Here is an 18,487-nt window from a genome sequence, read left to right as displayed (position 1 = left end):
ATGGAACAGACTTATGCTCGACAGTTTTAAAAAGCACTTCTTCAAAGCCTTTATCATGCTGCTGCCGGTTGTTGCACTGGTAGCCGGTATGGAGATGTACCAGAAGTCCCAGATGAAAAATGCCGCCAAGGTGATGCAGATTGGCGGGGATTTTACCCTGCAATCCGCTGACGGCCCTTTTACCCTCAGCGCCCGCCCAGGCAAACTGAACGTCATCTATTTTGGTTACACACAATGCCCGGATGTTTGTCCGACCTCTTTGTCGGTGATGGCTCACGCCTTTAAACAGCTGCCGGAAGAGCAACTGGCCAAGCTACAGGGCATTTTGGTGAGCGTCGATCCGGAACGTGACACGCTACAACACCTGAAAAACTACACTCAATTCTTCCACCCGCAGATTGTCGGCCTGACAGATACCCCGGAAGCGGTACTCGCACTATCCCGCAAGTACGGTGCCTTCTATCAGAAGGCCAAAATCGATGGCAGTGCCATGGGCTACACCGTGGATCATACCTCGATCTTCTATCTGACCAATGACAAGGGTGAAGTGTTAGAAACCGTCAGCCACTCAGCCTCACCGGATGCTTTGCTGGAAGCGCTCAAGCGCCAGCTGAACTGATACTGACCGGTTAAAACTGTCCAAAAGACTTAAAAATCACCAAGAACAACGGTTGAGAATAAAAAGGAATCACCATGAAAAAATGGCTTACTGCACTGATCTTTGCTCTGATCACTCCAATGGCGATGGCTGCCAGCACAGTCGACGCAGTTAATCCTTATGCCCGTGCGGTACCACCGGGCCAGCCAAATTCCGCCATCTTTATGATGCTGAAAAACAACTCGGCAAAAGAGATCAGCCTGATCCGCGCGCAAAGCAGTGTTGCTGAGGCTGTTGAACTGCACACTCACACGATGGACCAGGGAGTGATGAAGATGCGTCAGGTTTCCGAGATCCGTATTCCGGGTAACGGCATGGCGCAACTGCGTCCGGGCGGTAATCACATTATGCTGATCGGTCTGAAACAGAACCTGTTTGAAGGACAGAAGGTCTCAGTCAAACTTTACTTTAGCAATGGCAGTATGTCTGTTGTCGAGATGCCGATTAAGAAAGTGATGGTGGGCATGCAGCAACATTCCGCTCACTAAGGCTTTCATCTCAAACAAAAAGGGCTCAGAGAAAACTCTGAGCCCTTTTTTTATATCTGTATCTCTGACCTTGTGTCAGCTATACCGCCTGGTTACACAGCGTCAGTACCACTTTCGCCGGTACGAATACGGATAACCTGCTCCAGTGCGGAAACAAAGATCTTACCATCGCCGATCTTGCCAGTGTTCGCTACCTTGGTGATCGCTTCGATAACCTGATCAACCACGTCATCACCAACAGCAATCTCAATTTTTACTTTAGGCAGGAAGTCGACCACGTACTCTGCACCACGGTACAGCTCAGTGTGACCTTTCTGACGACCAAAACCTTTAACTTCCGTTACGGTAATACCCTGAACACCAATCTCAGAAAGAGACTCACGCACATCGTCCAGCTTGAACGGCTTAATAATCGCAGTAACCAGTTTCATTGTTGTACTCCTGTGAAAACGGTCCCAGCCCCGGGAGCTGGTAAGAATTAGTGAACAGGTCTGGTGTGCATCCCCTGTCTAAACTGCCAATAGCATACTGCTATTGTTGACAATAAAAAAGGGTACCAGACCGGTACCCTTAAGCTTTTTGAGGTCAAACCTCATTCTGTTTTTCTTAATCTTTGTCGCTTTCTTCGTCGAACTCTTATTTTTGTTGGGTTAACACAGTGTTTAAACCCTGTGGCGATTAACCTTTAGTGAATTCTGGGTAAGCTTCCAGACCACACTCAGCGATATCCACGCCGTCGTACTCTTCTTCTTCAGAAACCCGGATACCGATAACCGCTTTCAGGATTGCCCATACGATCAGGCTTGCTACGAATACCCAGCCGAAGATAGAGATGATACCCAGCAGCTGTGCAGAGAAGGTTGCATCAACGTTGTTCAGAGGAACAGCCAGCAGACCCCAGATACCCACAACACCATGTACAGAGATAGCACCTACAGGATCGTCGATACGCAGTTTATCCAGCGCGATGATAGAGAAGACTACCAGCAGACCACCTACAGCACCGATCAGAGTAGAAGACAGAGCGGTTGGTGACAGAGGATCAGCGGTGATCGCTACCAGACCAGCCAGCGCACCGTTCAGCACCATGGTCAGATCCGCTTTACGGAACCACAGGCGAGCCAGGATCAGAGCCGCAATCGCACCGCCAGCAGCACCGGCGTTAGTGTTTACGAATACCTGAGCAACTGCGTTAGCTTCACCTACATCAGACAGTTTCAGTTCAGAACCACCGTTGAAGCCGAACCAACCCATCCACAGGATGAAAGTACCCAGAGTTGCCAGAGGCATGTTGCTGCCCGGAATCGCATTTACCTGACCGTTAGGACCGTATTTGCCTTTACGGGCACCCAGCAGCAGTACACCTGCCAGAGCTGCAGCAGCACCAGCCATGTGAACGATACCGGAACCTGCAAAGTCAGAGAAACCCGCTTCGCTCAGGAAACCACCACCCCAGGTCCAGTAACCGGAAGTTGGGTAGATAAAACCTGTCATCACAACCGCGAAGGTCAGGAAAGCCCACAGCTTCATACGCTCAGCAACCGCACCGGATACGATAGACATCGCAGTCGCTACGAATACCACCTGGAAGAAGAAGTCAGAACGTGCAGAGTAGTAAGTATCACCACCACTCGCCAGAACCGCTTCAGTGGTGTTCTCTTCGCCAATCAGGAAGCCCAGATTTGGCAGGATGCCGCCCTCGTCACCGCTGTACATGATGAAGTAACCGCACAGCAGATACATGGTACAGGCGATCGCATACAGAGCGATGTTCTTGGTCAGAATTTCCGTGGTGTTTTTGGCACGAACCAGACCGGCTTCCAGCATGGCGAAACCTGCCGCCATCCACATTACCAGCGCACCACAGATCAGAAAGTAAAAGGTATCAAGTGCATACTTGACTTGTACTAAATCTTCCATTGGAAGGCCCTCCGAAGGCTGAATTCTTTTTAGCTAGTTAGCGGCTTAAATGGCGTCAGTGCCGCGTTCGCCGGTACGGATACGAACAATCTCTTCCAGAGCGGTGATGAAGATCTTGCCATCACCGATCTTGCCGGTATTCGCTGCGTTGGTAACCGCTTCAACCACTTGGTCAACCTGGTCACCGGAAACCGCAACTTCCAGCTTCACTTTTGGCAGAAAATCCACCACGTATTCCGCACCGCGATACAGTTCGGTGTGACCCTTCTGGCGGCCAAAACCCTTAACTTCAGTTACCGTGATCCCCTGAATACCGATGTCGGATAAGGCTTCACGTACATCGTCCAGTTTGAACGGCTTGATGACTGCAGTGACCAGTTTCATTGGTTTACCCCTACGGCACGTTTAACGTGCTTATCAGATTGAATTGTTGTCCGTAATTTTTGGTCTAAGGTGTGGCTTTCTCGCGGTGCACCGCTTGCTCAATGCACTCTCGCCAACATATCTCGGGTTTTGCATAGGGTGTGCCAATAAGAAAAAACCTATGTTTTTCATAACACTAGAAGCAAAAACAGCCTAAAACGGGTTCAGACACGCACCAAAACAGAAAAAACACTGCACCGACAAAATTCCAAACAAACCTTTGCTGCACTATTTTTGTGCATATAAAACGCACCACGAAGAAACACAGAAGGGCAAATCCGGAAAAGAGAGAAAGCACGTAAAGTGGTACACTTTGACCTGCTTTAAAGACGGGTGCCGATAAGCACCTTCCGGCCAGTCAGGCCGAGCCATAACCTACTGAAATAACGCAACTGTTGAGCCATCAAGATGCTGAAACCTGAAATGATCTCTGAACTGACCCGCCAGATGGGCGAAAAATTCTCTGGTGCAGGCCTTCCCGGCGAAGCCGAACTGAAGCGTCAAATGCAGGCAGTGGCCGAAAATGTTTTTGCTAAACTGAATCTGGTGACTCGTGAAGAGTTTGATATCCAGAGCGAAATTCTGCTGCGCACCCGCGCTAAAGCCGATGCACTGGAAGCTCAGGTTGCTCAACTGGAAGCGACCCTTGCTCAGCTGGTTGCTCAACAAGGCAACCATGAACAGAACGACTAAGCCCGATAAAGACCGACTTTTTCCATAAGCTGTCTTTAAGTTCTCATAATCTGTCTTTTAAGACTTAAGCGCTTCATTAAGGAATCGATGAAGCCGGAACACTTGTTCATCAACAAGCTGTTTAATGCACAAGGAGCTGTGCCATGACCCTAGCTGTTATCTACAGCCGCGCTTCTGTGGGTATTGATGCCCCGGAAGTGCGCATCGAAGTTCATCTCACCAATGGCCTGCCCGGTCTTGCCATCGTCGGCATGCCGGAAACTGCCGTGCGGGAAAGTAAAGATCGCGTCCGTAGCGCTCTGATCAACGCAGGCTTTGAATATCCCCAGCGCCGTATCACCGTCAATCTCGCTCCGGCAGACCTGCCAAAAGAAGGTGGTCGCTATGATCTGGCCATCGCTTTGGGGGTTTTAGCCGCGTCCAACCAGATACCTGCCGATCGTCTTACTGAGTTCGAATGCTATGGCGAACTGTCACTCTCTGCAGAACTACGCCCTATATCCGGCATTTTGCCAGCAGCTCTGGCTTGTGCTCAGGCAGGACGCACCATGTTGGTTCCCTCTGAAAATGGCGATGAAGCCTCGTTGCCAGAGGCCAATAAAGTCTTAACCGCCACTCACCTGCTGGCGGTAACTGCCATGCTGCACGGTCAGAACGAGCTGCCGCTGCATCAGCTGGAAAGCCAGAAGCGCCATACCCTGTTCAGAGATCAGCCAGATCTTGCCGATGTAAAAGGTCAGTTTCAGGCTCGTCGTGCGCTGGAGATCGCTGCTGCCGGAAACCACCACCTGTTATTAGTCGGGCCACCGGGAACGGGTAAGACACTGCTCGCCAGCCGTCTTGGCGGCATCCTGCCGAAAATGAGTGAAAAAGATGCACTGGAAGTGATGGCGCTGGCATCGGTATCCGGACGCTTCTCCATAGATGAATGGGGGCAACGACCTTTTCGCAGCCCGCACCACACCGCATCGGGCGTCGCTTTGGTGGGCGGTGGTTCAAGACCGAAACCCGGTGAGATCAGCCTCGCCCACAATGGCATTCTGTTTCTGGATGAACTGCCGGAGTACGATCGTCGTGTGTTAGAAGTGCTTCGGGAACCACTGGAATCCGGAGAGATTCATATTTCCCGGGCAACCCAGCAGGTGCGTTATCCCAGCCGTTTTCAGTTAGTTGCCGCAATGAACCCCTGCCCCTGCGGCTACTTTGGCGACAGTTTAAGAAGCTGCCGCTGCACGCCCAAACAGGTTCGCAGCTATCAGAGCCGTTTGTCCGGCCCGTTACTGGACCGTATCGACCTGCAGGTTGCGGTCACCAGTCTGCCACCGGAACAACTTGCCAACGTCAGCCCCGGAGAATCCAGCCAACAGGTTCAGGCACGGGTGACAGAAGCCCATCAGCGCCAGCTGGATCGTTCCGGTAAAAGTAACGCTCAACTGACCGGCCGTGAGCTGGATAATCAGATTCTGCTGCAGGATGAAGCCAGCAGGCTTCTGCAACAGGCGATGGAACAACTGGGCTTATCACCAAGAAGCTACCATCGCATCCTGAAAGTCGCCCGCACCATTGCCGATCTTGCCGGAGAAGAAAGTGTCGGTGTACCTGCTGTTTCAGAGGCTCTGGGGCTGAGACAGCTGGATCGTTATCTGCAACAGCTAACCTCCTGAGTCTCTTCGGGGCTGAAAAATAAAATCTGATTCATCAAAGCGCAGTGTGACACCGAGAAAGTTCACACTGCTTTTTTGCTTTAGGCTGGTACAATTCCTTCCCCCAGAAAACGATTCTTTCTCAGAAACATCCGGAAACCCTATATGCTCTCTCGCCTGAATGATCGCCAACGTGAAGCCGTGGAATATGTCGGTGGCCCACTTTTGGTACTGGCCGGTGCCGGCAGTGGTAAAACCAGTGTTATCACCACCAAGATCGCCTATCTGATCAAAGAGAAAGGCATCAAAGCCAACAAAATCGCGGCAGTGACCTTTACCAATAAGGCTGCACGGGAGATGAAAGAGCGTGTCGGCAAACTGGTGCAGGGTAAAGAAGCCCGGGGACTGACGGTTTCCACCTTTCACAACCTCGGCCTGACCATTATCCGGCGTGAGCATAAAACTCTGGGCTACAAAGCCGGTTTCTCCCTGTTTGATGATCAGGACACCAAGTCTCTGATCAAGGATCTGATGCACAAAGACTTCCAGACCGATGCCGAAATCATCGGCATGGTGCAGAACATGATCTCCAACTGGAAGAACGATCTGATCGAACCGGAACAGGCGATGGGGCTGGCCAATGATGATCGAGAGACACTGGCTGCAGCGGTTTTCCGGGAATACGACCGTCACCTGCAGGCCTATAACGCGGTGGATTTTGACGATCTGATCCGCCTGCCGGTACGTCTGTTTCGCGACCATCCTGAAGTGCTGGATCGCTGGCAGAACAAGATGCACTACATGCTGGTGGATGAGTATCAGGACACCAACGTCAGTCAGTATCTGCTGGTAAAACTGCTGATCGGCTATCGCGGTGCGTTAACCGTGGTAGGCGATGATGACCAGTCGATCTACGCCTGGCGGGGTGCGCGTCCGGAAAACCTGGTGAAATTGGGTGAAGACTTCAAAAGCCTGAAAATCGTCAAACTGGAACAGAACTACCGATCAACATCGCTGATTCTGCGCTGCGCCAACACTCTGATCGCCAACAACCCCCATGTTTATGAAAAGACGCTGTGGAGTAATATGGGCTCCGGCTCACCGATTCGGGTGATCAGCTGCCGTAATGAAGATGCGGAAGCAGAACGCGTGGTCACCGAAATCCTGACCCACCGCATCAAGAACGATGGTCACTACAAAGATTTCGCCATTCTCTATCGCGGTAACCATCAGGCACGTCTGTTAGAGATTAAACTGCAGGCGTATCAGGTGCCTTATAAAATCAGTGGCGGCACCTCCTTCTTCTCCCGTCATGAGATCAAAGACATCATGGGCTACCTGCGTTTGCTGGTAAATCCGGAAGACGATAACGCCTTCCTGCGAGTGATCAATATGCCTCGCCGCGAGATCGGCCCTTCCACTCTGGAGCGTTTAGGTACCTACGCCAACAGCCGTCATATCAGCCTGTTTAATGCCTGCGATGAGCTGGGGCTGGAACAGTACCTATCCGGAAAAGCGCTGGAGAAACTGGGACGCTTTAATCACTGGCTGCAACAGACTATCAAGCGCTGCTCTCAGGATGACCCGATCGCCGCTATCCGTCAGATGATCGAAGATATCGACTACGAGGCCTGGCTGCATCAGAACTCCAGCTCGCCTCAGGTGGCTGAACGGCGCATGGCTAACGTCTGGATTCTGGTGGAGTCGTTGAAAGATACCCTCGCCCGAATGCAGGAAGAGGATGAAGAAGCGACCATCGAGGATGCCATCTCACGTCTGGTACTGCGGGATATGCTGGAACAGCAGGAGAAAGAAGATGACTCCGACAGAGTTCAGCTGATGACCCTGCACTCAGCCAAGGGTCTGGAATACCCGCACGTGTACATTATCGGCATGGAAGAAGACCTATTGCCTCACCGTAACAGTATCGATGACGGCAATATCGAAGAAGAGCGCCGTCTCGCTTATGTGGGGATCACACGGGCACGGGAAACCCTGACGCTTTCTTTTGCCAGCCAGCGTAAACAGTTTGGCGAGATGCTCAACTGCACACCAAGTCGCTTTCTGGATGAACTGCCGGAAGCGGATCTGGCATGGGAAGGCAAAGAGAATGCACCGGATGAAGCCAAGCGCGCCCGTGGGCATGCGGCTCTGGATGCGCTGAAAAAACGTCTGGGTAACGCAGACTAGAAACAATATCTAAACAACAGACATGAAAAAGCCGGTACAGCTCGCCAAAAGCTGTACCGGCTTTTTTGTATCAAACAGCGTTTAAGACAGAGTCTTACTTGCTGTTTTCTACGATGTAATCAACGATAGATTTAACATCGTCATCGCTCAAAGATGGGTTACCACCTTTAGCAGGCATCGCGTTGAAGCCGTTCAGAGCATGGCTGTACAGAGTGTCCATGCCTTTGCTGATGCGAGGAGCCCAAGCACCTGCGTCACCTTTCTTAGGTGCGCCCGCTGCGCCAGTGTTATGACATGCAGAGCAAGAAGCGCTGTACAGGTCTGCAGGAGACTTAGCACCACCCGCTGCCGGAGCAGGAGCTGCACCGCCACAATCCTGACCTTGCAGGCAAACGTCACCAACCGGTGCCAGACGCTCTGCAATAGCTTCTTTAGACATTGCTGCCGCTTGTACTGATGTGCTCAGAACCGCGCCAGCCAGCACGCCCATTACACCCGCGATAATTCCGCTGCGTTTCACTCTCACCACCTCTAATCACTGGTCCGTCAAAAAACAAGATTTGCTTTTTTTCGGTGTGTATTCTATTAACCCTAAAAAACGGAAGTATAGCGGCAATTAGTCTTAGCGGAAATAGCCAACAAGGCGCATAGCCCGCTAAGAATCAGCCGATCCGCAGGTAAAAAGACACCCAGAGCTAGCATCAGCCTCTGCTGATCGCAGCACATACCCGTTTAGATCTTGATTTTAAAGCGCTTTCCCGCCGGCTGTTTTGATCTCACAGGGGGTTCAGAGTAGACATAGGGTTAATAACTCCATAAAATGCTTGCCGTTGCCCGCTCGTAGCTCAGCTGGATAGAGTACCGCCCTCCGAAGGCGGTGGTCGCGCGTTCAAATCGCGCCGAGCGGGCCATTTATATCCCTCTGCTACACCCTCCCCTAGCCTGTACTCATCAGCATATATTCTTTAGTGCTCACTGTATCTGTCTGCTTTTTGCGCAGATTTTTCGCTTATTGCCGACCTATTTCCGATTCCGAAAATTGCTTTCCCGTCTAAACTGTTAGTCAGATCAAAGAAGTAAAATAAAGACCTCGATGGGGTTTGCGTTCAGATCAGCAAGGTTTTACATTAGCTAGAGATAACCGGGACGCCGGTAGTTAACAGGGCAGATTCAATGACATCATCCATCGATATCTTCGCAGGCAAACTCCTTATAGTTGACGATGAACCCGTCAACGTGAAGCTGCTTGAGAGAACCCTCGCCAAGGCTGGCTACAGTGATATCGTTTCCACACTGGATCCCCGTGAAGTCTGTGACCTGTTTGCCCAACATGATTTCGATCTGATCCTGCTCGATCTGAATATGCCCCACATGGATGGCTTTGCAGTGCTGACCGCTCTGCATGAGCGTTTCAGCAATCCGCCACCGGTTCTGGTTCTTACCGCCCAGTCTGCTCAGGAGTTCCGTACTCAGGCTCTGGAAATGGGTGCACAGGATTACGTCACCAAACCCTTTGAACGTAACGAACTTCTGCACCGGGTCAGCAATCTGCTGGGCAGTAAGCTCTACCGCCAGGGTCTGGAACGCCTGAATGAATCCCTCGAAGAAAAAGTCGCTGAGCGAACCAAACAGCTGAACGAAACCCGCCTTCAGGTGGTGCGTCGTTTGGGTCGTGCCGCGGAATACCGGGATAACGAAACCGGCCTGCATATTGTGCGCATGAGTAAGATATCCCGCCTGCTGGGTGAAGCCATGGGTATGGATGCTTATGAGTGCGATCTGCTGCTGAATGCCAGTCCGATGCACGATATCGGCAAGATAGGTATTCCGGATCAGATTCTGCTTAAACCCGGTAAGTTTGAACCCCATGAGTGGGAGATCATGAAACAACACTCTCAGATGGGTGCGGATATTCTTGAAGGTGAAGATTCCGATCTGCTGACTATGGCCCGTGATATCGCCCTGACCCACCATGAGAAATGGGATGGCACCGGCTACCCGAACGGCCTCAAAGGGGAAGATATTCCTTTGGTCGGCCGCATCTGTGCAATCGCCGATGTGTTTGATGCCCTGACCTCTGAACGCCCCTATAAAAAAGCCTGGTCGGTTGAAGATGCCCTCAAGCTGCTACAAGAAAACCGGGGCACACACTTCGACCCCGCTCTTGTTGACGCCTTTATGGACAATCTTGATGGCATTCTGGCGATTCGCAACAGCCACCAGGAACCCGACCAGAAGTAATTCATTCCCTGACTTACTCACGCCCTGTGGATAAGTTTGTGGCTAAGTGGGTTGCTACAGTGGATAAAATCTGTGAACACTCTGTTCATGTTTCTGTATTGCTCTTTTACCCGATTAATAAATCCTGCGTCTAAGCATAAGGCGCAATAGGAATCATCCTGCAGATTGGTTAAGGTAGCGCCAAAATAACCAGTGCAGGTTTCGTCTAATGGCCTTGCGTAATTCCTTCCATTTTTTCCGCTTATTCAGTGCTCTGCTTTGCGCTCTTGTTTTGGGTGCCTGCACCTCCAGCCAGCCGGATAACAACTACAACAAGCTTCCCTATCTGGCGAGCCTGAGCAATGCCAAGGTCACTGTTTCCGGTTTTTCATCCGGTGGCTATATGGCTAACCAACTACATCTGGCTCATCCGGAAGAGATTGAAGGTGCGGCTCTTTTCTCTGCCGGGCCATGGGGCTGCGCTATTAAAGGCCTCAGCCACGCCATGATGTCCTGTATGGCAACGACCCTGCCGATGATCAGCCAGCAGGAACGTATGACCATGCTGCACAAAGCCAGCCGAAGCGGCGCTATTGGTGATCCGGCTCTACTGGTGGATGATCCGGTTTATATCTTTGTCGGTCAGAGCGACACTGTGGTTGCGCCAGCAGTAACAGAAAGCCTGATCACCTTCTATCAGACGCTGGTTGCCAGCTATAACCTGAAAGTTACCGCGTTACCGAAAGCGGGACATGGCTTCCCGACCCTGCAAACCGATGCAGAGTGTGGCGATCCTTCCGGTCACCATCTGCAGAACTGTCATTTTGATGGTGCAGGTGAGGCACTAACCACCCTCTACGGTCAGCTGCAACCTGCATCGGCACCGGAAAAACTCAACGGTAATGTTGAGGAGTTTGGTCAGCTGGAGTTCTTTGATGGTAAAGGCATGCTGGATCGGGGTTATATCTACATTCCGGAAGCCTGTCGCGATCAGGATAGCCAGTGTCAGTTGCATGTATCCCTGCACGGCTGTGATCAGAGCGCTGAAGTCGCCGGTGACAGCTTTATCCGCAACAGTGGTTTTAACCGTTGGGCGGACAGCAACAATATTGTCGTGCTCTACCCTCAGGCGAAAAAGAGTCTGCCGAATCCAAAAGGTTGCTGGGACTGGTGGGGTTATGAGTCTGAGCCTTTCTTCTCCCGCAATAACCAGCAGGTTTCAGCGATTGTCGGCATGATGCACCGCCTGACAGGCCGGGAAGAATAAAGGTAACTGCTCGCTCACTGTGATCTGATTCTAAGATCGACCTGAAGATCTCCCCCAAATATCTGGCCGATAAGACACAAAAAAAGCCCGCTTACCGGTATGGTAAGCGGGCTTTTTCAGCTCTGGCGATCAGACTCAGTCTGAGCAGCCAGCAGATCTCTTAACTCTTAACCCAGAACCTTCTTCATAAAAGGAGGCAGAGTCAGAGCACCACGGTGCATGTCCGCAGTGTAGTAGTCAGTATCAAAAGCTTTACCGGCAGAATCGGTTTCGCGGAAGGCTTTTACATCAGTACCTTTACCCGCCATAGTGCAGCTCCACCAGCCTGATGGGTAAACCGGCTGAGGGAATGGCAGAGTTGCCGTAGTGCTGAAGCCAGCTGCCTGCATATCAACGTGCAGATCTTTGATGATGCTGTCGGTGTGGTACAGCGGAGATTCAGACTGCTGAACCATGATGCCGCCCTGCTTCAGAATACGGAAGCAACGCTTGAAGAAGTCTACCTTGAACAGACCTTCCGCCGGGCCAACCGGGTCGGTGGAATCAACAATGATCACATCGACGCTCTCTTCCGGGCACTCATCAACCCACTTAACGCCATCTTCAAACAGCAGCTCAGCACGAGGATCATCATTGCTGTCGCACAGTTGCGGGAAGTACTTCTCAGACAGATCAGTCACCAGCTTGTCGATATCGATCTGAGTCACTTTCTCAACACCCGGGTGTTTCAGTACTTCACGCAGAGTACCGCAGTCACCACCGCCAATGATCACCACACGCTTTGGATCAGGATGACTGAACAGCGCCGGGTGAGACATCATTTCGTGGTAGAGGAAGTTGTCGCGATCCGTCAGCATCACGCAGCCATCGATAACCATCAGGTTGCCATAAGTTTCCGTATCGTAGATTTCCAGTTTCTGATACGGACTCTGTTCCTCATGCAGTTTCGCTTTTACTTTCAAAGAAAAGCCGGAACCACAGGAAGTGAAAACCTCAGTAAACCAGTTGTTGTCCAGTTGTTCGCTCATAGCTACCTCAACAATTGCATCTCAGAAACGTCTGCATCCCGGGCATTCATTATTGATACCTGAGATGTGGTTGCACCTGATGGGAAGTGGCTTGCAGCCTAAACTCTTTTGTTTGAAAGAGCCGTTCAAGCCGATTAAATAAGGGGCGCAACAATAACGGATTGCCCCTGCAGAAACAAAGATATTTTTAACCCAAAATCCGATAAAAGCCACTCGTGAAAAGGGGCAGAGATTTTGTTTGATTTTTCACCAATTGAATGGATAATGCGCGCGCCTGAAAGTCGCCCGGAAAGAGATCAAATCCCGACGAAAGCACACAGGAAAAAACTGCTTTCGTCATCAAAATGATCTACCCTCAAAACCATCCCGCAGCTCAGCCCACTCCCGTCATCATGGGACGGTATTTTTAAGGCTATCAACAAGTGACCGGCTGAGCGTTATGATGCGGATGATGAACCGTTTCCTTATTTAAACTACCAGAAGGTGAGTAACGAAGAGATGACCGATTGGAGCCTAGAAGATGCGTTCCGCACATACAATATCGACCACTGGGGCAGCGACTACTTTGCTGTAAATCCTAAGGGTCGTGTCGTTGTTAAGCCCAGCCCGGCACAGCCGAATGCTGCGGTGGATCTGACACAACTTTGCCAGACGCTTCAGGCTCAGGGACTTTCGTTACCGGTTCTGGTTCGTTTTACCGATATTCTGCACCACCGTGTGAATCGCCTGTGCGCCGCTTTTGATAAAGCGATGCAGGAGCAGGAATACACAGGTGGCTACACTGCGGTTTACCCGATCAAGGTGAACCAGCAACGCCGCGTGGTGGAAGAGATTCTGAACACCTCGGCCCGCTCTGCTAACCGCGTCGGTCTGGAAGCCGGTAGTAAACCTGAGCTGCTGGCCGTGCTGGCACAAACCGGTCAGAAAAACTCCGTGATCGTCTGCAACGGTTATAAAGACCGCGAATACGTGCGTCTGGCACTGCTGGGTGAAAAACTCGGCCATAAAGTCTTTATCGTCATCGAGAAGATGAACGAACTGAACCTCGTGCTGGAAGAAAGCAAAAAGATGGGTGTTAAGCCGCGCATGGGTATCCGCGCCCGCTTGGCATCCATCGGCAAGGGTAACTGGCAGAACACAGGTGGCGAAAAGTCCAAGTTCGGCCTGTCTGCCAGCCAGATTCTGGAAGTGGTTGAACAACTGAAAAAAGCCGGTGCTCTGGATGCGCTGCAACTGCTGCACTTCCACCTGGGTTCTCAGATCGCCAACATTCGCGATATTCAGCGCGGTCTGAAAGAGTGCGGTCGTTTCTATACCGAACTCTGTAATCTGGGTGCGAATGTGCGTTTTGTCGACGTTGGTGGCGGTCTGGGTGTGGACTACGAAGGCACCCGCTCCCGCAGCATCTGCTCCATCAACTACAGCATGGAAGAGTATGCCAACAATGTAGTGCATGCGATCAACGAGGTGTGCAGCAATAACAATCTGCCGCACCCACACCTGATCACAGAATCCGGCCGGGCGATTACCGCGCACCACGCGGTGTTGATTACCGATGTGATCGATATTGAATCACCGGATACCAATGCACCGGACTGTATCAGTGATGATGAACCGGCGGTAATCCACGAACTGTGGCGCGCCTTCCAGCTGGTCACTCAGGGTGCTGATGAGCGCTCTCTGGTGGAAAGCTACCACGATGTGGTGCAGGCGGTTTCTGAAGCGCAGGATATGTACACTCTGGGCATTCTGACTTTGACTCAGCGCTCACTGGCGGAACGTATCTACACCGCAACCTGTGATCAGCTCCGTGGTCAGCTGAACACCCGTAACCGTGCCCACCGCACCATTCTGGATGAGCTGAACGAGAAACTGGCGGATAAACTGTTTGCTAACTTCTCCCTGTTCCAGTCGCTGCCGGATGTTTGGGGTATCGAGCAGATCTTCCCGATTCTGCCACTGTCTCAGCTGCATCAGCCGCCGCTCCGCCGTGGTGTGATTCAGGATATTACCTGCGACTCCGACGGCCGTATCGATCTGTATGTAGATGGTCAGGGTCTGGAAACCACCCTGCCTCTACCAGCCTGGCCGGAAGGTGAACAGCGTCTGCTCGGTGTCTTCCTGGTGGGTGCTTATCAGGAGATTCTGGGGGATATGCACAACCTGTTCGGTGATACCGACTCAGTGGACGTTACCGTTAACGCCGATGGAGAGGTGCAGATCAATCAGGTGATCAAGGGTGATACCGTGGCTAAGGTTCTGGAATACGTGAACTTTGACCCGAGTAAGCTGATGGATAGCTACCGCGCCAAAATGGAAGCCAGTGACCTGACTGAGGAAGAGCAGGCGCTCTTTATCAAGGAACTGGAAGACGGCCTGGCTGGTTACACTTATCTGGAATAAGCGGCGAACCCACACTGCATTCCCACGCGGAGCGTGGGAACGAGCGATGGCAGCTCTCTACTCACTCCCATACTCTGCGTGGTAGCGAAAATGGTCAGCAGCCCGTTCTAACAAAAAAGGCTGAGTCGTAAGACTCAGCCTTTCTTTTATTCTCAGATAACAAACCAAAACTCACAGCCGATCAGATAGCGATACCCTTAGGCTCTGCCTCTTCAGCCTGCTTCTGTTCTTCTTCCAACTGGCGACGTTCACGTTCTGCCTTCTGCTCCTCGTACTCTTTTTTCAGGTACTCGGTGCCTTCATCCAGTTTTTCTTTGGTAACTTCAGCGGCGTTCTTACCGGCATCGACCAGAGAACTCCCCCAGCCTTTAAGGGTTTCACCGACAGCTTCACTATCGGTTTCTTCCAGCTTCTGTTTAGCAACATCCGCAGCTTCCTTACTGGTATCCCAGACTTTGCTGCCCCAGTCTTTCAGTTTGCTGCCCACTTCAGATGCCGTTTCTGCGGTCTCATCGGCCAGTGCAGAGGCCTTCTCTTTTAACGCTTCGGTATCCGCCGCCTGCACAGGCAGAGCAACAGCTGTCAGTAATGCCAGTGAGAAAATAAATGGCTTCATAGTTTGGGTAATACCTTTATTAACCAGTCTGCAAAGATTCAAATCAATCCTTATTCTGACACAGAGGTTACTGCCGGGTTCCCTTCCGAAGCCCCGGGTAAAGCGATACGGTGTTGCTGTAGGAGTTTAAAGGTCGCTTCGGTATCCACCGGACGACTCAGCAGGTAACCCTGAGCATAGGTGCAGCCCTTGTCCTTCAGCATCTGCAGCTGGAACTCAGTTTCCACACCCTCAGCAACGGTCTCCAGATGCAGACTCCGCCCCAGATTAATAATCGCGGTGGGAATAATCTGATCGTTTCGACGCTCGGTCAGCTGCTGGGTAAAGGCGCGGTCGATCTTGAGCTTATTCGCGGTAAAGCGCATCAGATAACTCAACGAGGAGTAACCGGCACCAAAGTCATCGATGGAGATCTTCACCCCCAGAGCCGAAATCTCACGCAGTAGGTTCTCGGTCTGCTCCGGCTGCTTCATCACCGTGGTCTCTGTGATCTCCACATGCAGCAACTCAGGTTTCAGGCCGGTTCGTTGCAGCACATCAGCGATATAACCCGGTAACTCCGGATTCTCAAACTGAATGGCAGACAGGTTAACCGCCATTGCGACCGGATGTTCCAGCTCTTTATTCCAGAGCGCTGCCTGCTCGCAGGCCGCTTCCAGCACCCAGTTACCGATATCGTGAATCAGGCCGGTTTCTTCAGCGTGCTCAATAAAGTCACCGGGATAAACAATCTTGTCTTCCTGCGGTTGCCAGCGAATCAGCGCTTCAACAGCCGCAATCGAAGCATCGGCAATAGAGACAATCGGCTGGTAGTGCAGGATAAATTCATCCTGAGCAATCGCCTGTTTCAACTGGCCGGTCAGCGCCATACGATCCAGATTCATCTCGGTCATGTTGCTGTCAAACAGCTGATAGCGACCACGTCCCGCTTCTTTCGCGCGGTACATCGCCATATCGGCATATTTTTTCAGTAGTTCGCTACCGGAGGCATGTTCCGGATAAAGACTGATACCGATACTGGCACCGACAAAGATCTCCCGCTCGGCAATCTGAACCGGACGCTCGATCTGTTCGATAATCTTGCTGGCGACCACTTCCATATCCTGAGCTTCATGCACACTGCGCACGATCACGGTAAACTCGTCGCCACTGATACGGGCCACGGTATCCGGCTCACGGATACAGCTCTTAATGCGACGACCGATCTCTACCAGCAGTTCATCGCCCACGGAGTGCCCCAGGGTATCGTTCACATACTTAAAGCGGTCGAGGTCGATATAAAGCACACCAAATCGACTGTGATCTGCAGAACAGGTGCGTATCTCCTGCTCAAGACGATCATTAAAGAGCACACGGTTTGGCAGGTTGGTCAGCGGATCATAATAGGCCAGACGCTCAAGCTGCTGCTCCGCCTGCTTCAGGCTACTGATATCCATAAAGACACCCACATAGTAGGTGTAGTCTGACAGACCATCGTTGACCGCATTGATACTGAGCCATTTCGGGAAGACTTCACCGTTCTTACGGCGATCCCAGATCTCACCACTCCACTCACCATTCTGATTCAGGTTTGCCCACATATCCTGATAAAACTCAGGTTCATGGCGGTCAGAACGGGTGATATTCGGATTTTTACCCAGCACATCCTGACGGCTGTAGCCGGTGATCTGACAATAGGCCGGGTTTACTTCCAGAATACGGGCATCAGAGTCGGTAATAATCACCGCTTCACTGGTGTTATGAACCGCCATCTTAAACAGCTGCAGCTGCTTCTCTGCTTCCCGACGGAAGTCCACCTCCTGCTGCAGACTCTCGTTAATCTTGGCTAGTTCCTGAGTCCGTTCTTCAACCCGGGTTTCCAACTCATCATTAGCCAGCTGCAAAGCATCCAGTACGTTATTCAGCTCAGATTCAGCATTCTCTTTAAAGGTGATCTCCTGACGCAAGCGCTGGTTGGTTTCCTCAACCTTGCTCTGGGTGATATCCAGTGCCACCAGACTGCGCTGGAAGCAGTCGATCGCCTCCGACATCTGCTGCAGTTCTTTGGTTTTATAATCCCGGTCACGCAGACCGATACGGCGCTCGCCGGAAGCCAGCTTATTCAGCGCCTGAATCATGCTGTGCAAACTACGGGAGAAATCACCGGTCTGACGGAAACTAAACACCATCAGCATAAAGAGTACGATACTCATGCCCAGAGTGAAGGCGATCACCTCCTGCTCTAAACGGCGCAATTCGGTATTGGTATCACGGCTGATGGTATTACCCATCAGCTCCAGAAAGGTGATGAACTGACGGTGGGTATTGGAGAAGCTGCGGTTGAGCAGCAGAACCATACGATCAGTTTCCGCATGTTTATCCGATGCATGCTCCAGTGTGGCTTCAGCACTGATGGCATAGCCTTCCAGATCATCAAGCAGCGCTTTCAGCGCCTCGCTCAGCGGTCGGCCGGAGATCTCACGCTGTTGCTGAAACTCCAGCTGCAGGTTGTCCCGTATCTGGTAGATCACATGGATACGGCTCAGACCAATATTATTGAGGCTGCTGCCATCATCAAGCTGCTGATAACGGGTCAGCAACTCCTGCAGGGAAACATGATTACGGGACAGATCCGATAACAGAGAGGTATTACGGGCGATGCTGGTCAGATCTTCAGTCACGATCTGGCGCATACTGCTCTCCTGCCGGTTTACCAAGCCCAGCATAGCAGTAATAAAAAGACCAACAATCAGGAAACCCACCGCAGGTACAGCGATAAGCTTCTGCCTTAAAGAGAGGCGGCTAAGCATGCTGCACTCCAATCATCGCCTGACGGCTGAACTGGAAATAAGACACGGACGAGTTGTTATTATAATCCATTGGGGTATCCGAGAAGCGTTTACTGGCAAACAGTCTTTAGATAACTATAAAAGACACCATTATATAGTGGTCGAAGCTA

Annotated in this window: 15 protein-coding genes and 1 tRNA gene; 9 read left to right on the top strand and 7 right to left on the bottom strand. The window is 51.6% G+C overall.

Going from position 1 to position 18,487, the window contains the following annotated elements; genetic code table 11:
- The first annotated feature begins 13 nt into the window (after positions 1–13).
- Both BV405_RS06560 and BV405_RS06555 read left to right on the top strand, forming a co-directional pair.
- Positions 14–619: an SCO family protein gene (locus tag BV405_RS06560; protein WP_086480048.1), complete on the top strand. Its 606-nt coding sequence runs from the start codon at positions 14–16 to the stop codon at positions 617–619.
- A 74-nt stretch (positions 620–693) separates the two neighbouring features.
- Positions 694–1,146 (top strand): copper chaperone PCu(A)C, encoded by a 453-nt coding sequence (locus BV405_RS06555; protein WP_086480047.1) that lies wholly within the window; start codon positions 694–696, stop codon positions 1,144–1,146.
- A gap of 92 nt (positions 1,147–1,238) precedes the next feature.
- Here BV405_RS06555 and glnK (BV405_RS06550) read toward each other — a convergent pair whose 3' ends face one another.
- The 3 genes from glnK (BV405_RS06550) to glnK (BV405_RS06540) all read right to left on the bottom strand — a co-directional run bounded on the left by glnK (BV405_RS06550) (position 1,239) and on the right by glnK (BV405_RS06540) (position 3,450).
- Positions 1,239–1,577, bottom strand: a complete 339-nt coding sequence (gene glnK / locus BV405_RS06550; RefSeq protein WP_086480046.1) for a P-II family nitrogen regulator — start codon at positions 1,575–1,577, stop codon at positions 1,239–1,241.
- 247 nt (positions 1,578–1,824) lie between these two features.
- On the bottom strand, positions 1,825–3,066 hold the full coding sequence (locus BV405_RS06545; protein ID WP_086480045.1) for an ammonium transporter: 1,242 nt from the start codon (positions 3,064–3,066) through the stop codon (positions 1,825–1,827).
- 45 nt (positions 3,067–3,111) lie between these two features.
- The gene (gene glnK / locus BV405_RS06540; RefSeq protein ID WP_078320510.1) at positions 3,112–3,450 is read right to left on the bottom strand and encodes a P-II family nitrogen regulator; all 339 of its coding nucleotides are present in this window, start codon (positions 3,448–3,450) and stop codon (positions 3,112–3,114) included.
- Positions 3,451–3,897: 447 nt separating this feature from the next.
- On the opposite strand from glnK (BV405_RS06540), the gene BV405_RS06535 reads away from it, so the two are divergent.
- The 3 genes from BV405_RS06535 (at position 3,898) to rep (ending at position 8,015) form a co-directional block, all read left to right on the top strand.
- Positions 3,898–4,182, top strand: a complete 285-nt coding sequence (locus BV405_RS06535) for an accessory factor UbiK family protein (RefSeq protein WP_086480044.1) — start codon at positions 3,898–3,900, stop codon at positions 4,180–4,182.
- A 143-nt stretch (positions 4,183–4,325) separates the two neighbouring features.
- Positions 4,326–5,846, top strand: coding sequence for a YifB family Mg chelatase-like AAA ATPase (locus BV405_RS06530; RefSeq protein ID WP_086480043.1), 1,521 nt, complete (start codon positions 4,326–4,328; stop codon positions 5,844–5,846).
- A gap of 144 nt (positions 5,847–5,990) precedes the next feature.
- Positions 5,991–8,015: a DNA helicase Rep gene (gene rep, locus BV405_RS06525; protein WP_086480042.1), complete on the top strand. Its 2,025-nt coding sequence runs from the start codon at positions 5,991–5,993 to the stop codon at positions 8,013–8,015.
- A 94-nt stretch (positions 8,016–8,109) separates the two neighbouring features.
- Here the strand turns inward: rep and BV405_RS06520 are convergent, their stop codons facing one another.
- The gene (locus BV405_RS06520; RefSeq protein ID WP_245832256.1) at positions 8,110–8,535 is read right to left on the bottom strand and encodes a c-type cytochrome; all 426 of its coding nucleotides are present in this window, start codon (positions 8,533–8,535) and stop codon (positions 8,110–8,112) included.
- A 314-nt stretch (positions 8,536–8,849) separates the two neighbouring features.
- On the opposite strand from BV405_RS06520, the gene BV405_RS06515 reads away from it, so the two are divergent.
- The 3 genes from BV405_RS06515 to BV405_RS06505 all read left to right on the top strand — a co-directional run bounded on the left by BV405_RS06515 (position 8,850) and on the right by BV405_RS06505 (position 11,502).
- Positions 8,850–8,926, top strand: a tRNA-Arg gene (locus tag BV405_RS06515).
- Positions 8,927–9,188: 262 nt separating this feature from the next.
- Positions 9,189–10,256: an HD domain-containing phosphohydrolase gene (locus BV405_RS06510; RefSeq protein ID WP_086480041.1), complete on the top strand. Its 1,068-nt coding sequence runs from the start codon at positions 9,189–9,191 to the stop codon at positions 10,254–10,256.
- Positions 10,257–10,464: 208 nt separating this feature from the next.
- Positions 10,465–11,502: an extracellular catalytic domain type 2 short-chain-length polyhydroxyalkanoate depolymerase gene (locus BV405_RS06505; protein WP_086480040.1), complete on the top strand. Its 1,038-nt coding sequence runs from the start codon at positions 10,465–10,467 to the stop codon at positions 11,500–11,502.
- A gap of 167 nt (positions 11,503–11,669) precedes the next feature.
- Here the strand turns inward: BV405_RS06505 and speE are convergent, their stop codons facing one another.
- Entirely contained in the window at positions 11,670–12,530 is an 861-nt protein-coding gene (speE, locus tag BV405_RS06500) for a polyamine aminopropyltransferase (RefSeq protein ID WP_086480039.1), read from the bottom strand.
- Positions 12,531–13,028: 498 nt separating this feature from the next.
- On the opposite strand from speE, the gene speA reads away from it, so the two are divergent.
- Positions 13,029–14,933: a biosynthetic arginine decarboxylase gene (speA, locus tag BV405_RS06495; RefSeq protein WP_086480038.1), complete on the top strand. Its 1,905-nt coding sequence runs from the start codon at positions 13,029–13,031 to the stop codon at positions 14,931–14,933.
- 181 nt (positions 14,934–15,114) lie between these two features.
- On the opposite strand, the gene BV405_RS06490 is transcribed toward speA, so the two are convergent.
- Entirely contained in the window at positions 15,115–15,549 is a 435-nt protein-coding gene (locus tag BV405_RS06490) for a hypothetical protein (protein WP_140054485.1), read from the bottom strand.
- A 50-nt stretch (positions 15,550–15,599) separates the two neighbouring features.
- A complete protein-coding gene (locus BV405_RS06485; RefSeq protein ID WP_086480036.1) occupies positions 15,600–18,338 on the bottom strand; it encodes an EAL domain-containing protein in 2,739 nt (912 codons plus the stop codon).
- Positions 18,339–18,487 lie beyond the last annotated feature (149 nt).

The sequence above is a fragment of the Oceanospirillum sanctuarii genome (assembly GCF_002150805.1).
GTDB lineage: Bacteria > Pseudomonadota > Gammaproteobacteria > Pseudomonadales > Halomonadaceae > Oceanospirillum > Oceanospirillum sanctuarii.
The sequence above is the reverse complement of the archived record's forward strand: the minus strand, read 5'-3'. Positions and strand labels throughout refer to the sequence as shown.